General features: G+C 69.8%; 1 protein-coding gene and 1 pseudogene. Both read left to right on the plus strand.

Annotation, left to right across the window (positions count from 1 at the left end; translation table 11 throughout):
• Positions 1-246: pseudogene (locus U1T56_RS24640) on the plus strand (heme o synthase); the annotation flags it as partial.
• Positions 247-399 (plus strand): hypothetical protein, encoded by a 153-nt coding sequence (locus tag U1T56_RS24645; RefSeq protein WP_409639592.1) that lies wholly within the window; start codon positions 247-249, stop codon positions 397-399.
• Positions 400-513: the final 114 nt, after the last annotated feature.

Genomic DNA, 513 nt, shown 5'->3' on the forward strand with positions numbered 1-513 from the left:
GGTCCCTATTATCTGGGGGTGGCCGGGGGCGGCGGGGCGGTGTTCCTGCTGCTGGCCTGGCGGCTGCTGCGCAGCAAGGCGGGCGAGGCGGCCGATCCGCGCAACGACGACGGACTGTACGACGTCCGCGCCGGCGCCCGGGACGCGCGCAACCTGTTCGCCTTCTCGATCCTGTACCTCGCCCTTCTCTTCGCCACCCTGCTGGCCGAGCACCTGCTCGGCGTGATCCCCCTGGAGCTCGTCTAGATGAGCGATCCCGCCCGAGAATCCGAAACCGAGGCCAAGGCCCGGCGCGGCCGCAACGTCGCCCTGGCCCTGGGCCTGGCGCTATTTGTCATCCTGGTCTTCGTCGTCACCTTGGTTAAGCTGGGCGGCAATGTCCTCCACCGACCCTTCTGACCCTCAGGTCCGGCGCAACCGCCGGGTCGCGATCATCTGCGCCGCCGCCTTCGTGGGCATGATCGGCGCGGCCTACGCCTCGGTGCCGCTCTACCGGGCCTTCTGCCAGCTCAC

Source organism: Benzoatithermus flavus (genome assembly GCF_037908215.1).
Taxonomy (GTDB): domain Bacteria; phylum Pseudomonadota; class Alphaproteobacteria; order Geminicoccales; family Geminicoccaceae; genus Benzoatithermus; species Benzoatithermus flavus.